The 4,131-nt window shown below is 39.2% G+C and carries 2 protein-coding genes; both read left to right on the top strand.

The features are described from left to right. The first annotated feature begins 578 nt into the window (after positions 1-578). Entirely contained in the window at positions 579-1,817 is a 1,239-nt protein-coding gene (locus ACP6PM_RS06095; RefSeq protein WP_426582793.1) for a hypothetical protein, read from the top strand. Positions 1,818-3,060: 1,243 nt separating this feature from the next. Further along, positions 3,061-3,792: an MORN repeat-containing protein gene (locus ACP6PM_RS06090; RefSeq protein ID WP_375340141.1), complete on the top strand. Its 732-nt coding sequence runs from the start codon at positions 3,061-3,063 to the stop codon at positions 3,790-3,792. The last annotated feature ends 339 nt before the right edge of the window (positions 3,793-4,131 follow it).

Genomic DNA, 4,131 nt, shown 5'->3' with positions numbered 1-4,131 from the left:
ATGATGGACGGGAATCCCGCGCTGCAGGTGCAGGTCAGCGTCGGGAGGATGTCAAATAATAGTAAATGTAAATATTTAAGAGGCTTAGTTTCTTGCCAAACTTGGGTTAATTATGGCTGAGTAGAGTCTAACTGGCTCAGAGCTAGGTGAGATAAAAGTTTAATCCAAGTTGCAAATCAGCTATAAATACCCTCCTAAATTTTGTTATTTTTGAGTTTTTCCTCAAAAATATCAAAGTTTTGGTTATGATACTTCAGTAGACTAATATTTAGCAAAATTCTCATACCTTTGGGATGAATGCTAATCAATATTGCATTTCTAACAGTAATCTGTTACCTTCAATAAGACTTCTGGGCTAGCAGTTTCAGTATATCGAGCAACCGTAAGACCAGAAATAGTAAATGACTTCGGAAGTAGGTGCTATGTTTCCCTGCGCGACATGAAAAGGGCAGCTCGTCTCAAAGAATAGCAGAAAAAGCCTCTTTGAGAGCAGCTTTCTTAGGTAATGCTCCGCAAACCTGCTCCGTAAGGAAGATGTCAATGCTATCCTGTGCAATATTAGGTTTTTCACAATCGTAATGCGTAAACTTTTCTTAACAGTAGGAGCAAGTATATTATCTCTTTGGATAAGTGGATGTGACTCTATTCCTTTTATCAATGGTAGAGATAGTTCTACTGCCAATACTCCAGAAACTTCCCCTAGCCCAAAATTAGAAGCTCCAGAATCTCTATCTTCAAAATCTACTGATGGACCTTTTCCATCTCCAGATGTTCCCCAGAAGTCGGAAATATCAACAGATTTAATTCGGTCTACAGACCCGAATGAAAGAACCAAATCCCTCAAGCAAGAAGTTCAAACCAACACAACTTCTCAAACACAAACTTCTATTCCGGCAATTCCAGATACAAAAGATCCTTTCTCAGGTTTACCAGCTATCCCAGTACCACGTCAGGACTCCGATCAAACGGGCGATTCTATATTTACCCAACTTCCTGAAATAAGCAGTCAACAAGTACCAAATATCCCCAATTTACCAGAAACTAAATCCCCTTCCTCTTGGAGACCAAGACCAGCAGGGAGAACTCAAACCACAAATCAGGTGGCCACAAATCAGGTGGGAGATTCAAACCAAGCACCTCAACAACAAAATTCAGAACAGTCAGTCCAAACAAGGAAACCCGACCAACCAAATCAAAACTTAGGTTCACCACAACCTCCCTCTCAATCAAGCAAAAACACAACAAGTAGTTCGCAACAAAAAAGAAATCAACAAGTAGCATCTGGAAGTAATACTAAATCAAGAAGCAATAGTAATACCTCGTCAAGGAGCAATAATAACACCTCCGATCAGACAGTTGCAGCTCATCCCCCAAGTGCTACACAATCCCCAAAAATACCTTCACCACCAAAACCCCCAGAGCTGCCAAGTTCATCTACTCAACAAGTACCAAGTTTACCAGAATTGCCCATATCACCAACCCCACCTGCTCAGTGGAGAGGACCTGGTTTTCCACCACCACCTCCTCCACCACCTCCTCCTCCTCCACCACCACCACCTCCTCCGGATACTACTATTGCCGATGGCATAGAAGTTAGCGGGGTTGTGGAAGTAGGAAGTCAAAAACAGATTATTGTGAAAGTTCCTACTGAACCTACAAGTAGATATGTGAAAATTGGACAAAGACTGGCTAATGGGAAGGTATTGGTAAAGCGAGTTGACTTGAAGAAGGGAGCTGACCCAATTGTTGTTTTTGAACAAAGTGGTGTGGAAATTCCCAAAGAGGTTGGAAGTAAACCAATAACTGCTGAAGAATAATAAAAAAATTGCTGCTCAGAAAGTTTGGGGATTTTTGAATGAATCCTCAAAACTCCTATAATATCTAGAGTTGAGTATTGTAAAGATAATAGTAATCTTTAATACTCTCCTAGCTAAAAATCAATAGAGCCTGAGAGTAAAAAAAAAGATTACCCAAATAGCTTTGGTTATGGGATGGAGGGTAGAGTCAATCTTGGAGAACTCCTAACTTGAAGCAACTAGCACCGTACTGTGGTCGATCGCGATATGGTAAGAGTGAAAAAATAAAGGCCTGTCTTATATGACTATGTTTTTGTGAACTAAATTATATACAGCCCTTTACAAAACAATTAGGTACTACAGATTAAAACAATAATTTTTTGAATTTGAGAAAATAAAAAATTATTTTACTCATTGTTGTCAATGTACCAATTAGTCCTGCAAATCTAAAAGATATCGGGAGGAAAGTTCCCGGAAGATTTATCCCCTGGTTAAATAATGAAACGCGGGTTTCAACCCGTAGTAAAAATCTGCTATGCTAGTAGGATAGCAAGTAAGAACAAGGTTTGTAGCCATTACCTCTAGCTAGTACGGTGAGATTCCGGCAGACAGTTAATGGGGACTTAGTGTCCTACGACGACTCAAAGCAAGCAATACAGCTAGAGCAGCGATTTATTGCTCCAAAATTTTGAGTAAAACCACTCGTGAAAGCTAACAAAAAAAATGTAAGCTCACAGCTAGATAATGGTCTATGTTGAGGAGTGTAGAAGTCTGTTGACAGGCTTGAAGAAAACGCGGATTTATCCAGTTTTCGGTGGATTTGCCACAGAATCCAGGGTGTTTCAACCCCTGGAGATGTCAATGCTGTATATAATACATATATAATCAAAGCACCGAAATTAGCTAATTCCTTGAGAAGTCTCACACCATATTTGAAAAATTGGCGCATTGGAATCGGCGATAAATTAATGGGAAATCAAGTACCATTAATTTAAAAATATTATTCTTTCACAAAGTACCTAGAGAATTATCCGATAGAATTAATTCTTGTCCCCATTGTGGCATTGTTATCGGTCGCAATCTAAACATTTGGCGATAAATATAAAAAATAGGGCGGCATGGCATTCCGTTATTAAAGCTCGTGGAGTCCAATGCAATAGCAGGACTCGGTAACGAGAAGACCAGACTATACCGAATGGTTAGTATGGGAGTATGTCACAAAACAAAAATTGTATATATAAATAAGCAAGCTTGATACTAAACCATGCTGCGATTAATAAAACAACTAAGGACAGCAATATTAACAGGTTCTTGCCTAGGATACATAATCATAATGTGGCATCCTCAGCACTTAATGGCACAAGAACAAACAGAAGCACCTTTTTGTGAAGGCAACCCTCCCACAGGCAGAGTTAAGTGTAATTACCCCAATGGAGATAATTATGCTGGGGATTTTGTTAATGGAAGGCCACAAGGAAGTGGTGTATATATCTATGCTAATCGCGATCGCTACGAAGGACAGTTTCGTAATGGTCTTCCTAATGGACAAGGTACTTTTATATTCTCCAATGATGCTAGAGTGACAGGAGTATTCCAAAATGGACAAATTAGGGCAGGGACAATTATTTTTGAGAATGGCGATCGCTTTGTTGGAGATTTTAACTTAGTAGAAAATCTCTCTAGTAGTGTGATTAGTAGTCAGCCCACGGGTCGAGGTCAATTTATTTACGCTAATGGCGATCGCTATGAGGGAGAATTCTTTGCCGGGTCTCCTTTTGGCCCAGGAGTGTTTACCCGTGCTAATGGAATACGGTGTCAAGGAGATTTTTATAACGCAGCACTAGATGGCAAAGGAAGTTGTACATATCCTAATGGAATTCGCTATGAAGGGGAACTAAGGGGTGGAGTACCTCATGGCGTAGGAATTATTATAGATTCTGAAGGAAAGCGATTTCCTGGAGTATTTCGTAATGGTCAAAGACAAGAACAAACATAATATAGGATTTATCAGGCTTTTTGAGATACATTTATCTTGTTTCTTACTATTCCCTATTCCTGGTTGCTTGTGGCTGGATTAATTGTTTAGGAAATAACTTAATTATCAACAGGGAATAGGGGAAAAGATAATTTTGGTCTACTGAATAAGTGTTTGGTAGATAGATAGGAGGATAGGGTTAGAAGGAATAGGGAATATACAGGAGTGAGAAAAAAAATTTCTGATATTTTTGAGGCTAGGTCTGTTAGAAGTGCAGGGTTTTTGAGACAGACAAAGGCGATAATCAAGAACAAACATAATATAGGATTTATCAGGCTTTTTGAGATACATTTATCTTGT

Source organism: Dapis brunnea BLCC-M229, assembly GCF_050015995.1.
Classification (GTDB): Bacteria; Cyanobacteriota; Cyanobacteriia; order Cyanobacteriales; family Microcoleaceae; genus Trichodesmium.
This window is presented reverse-complemented; position numbering and strand designations above follow the sequence as displayed.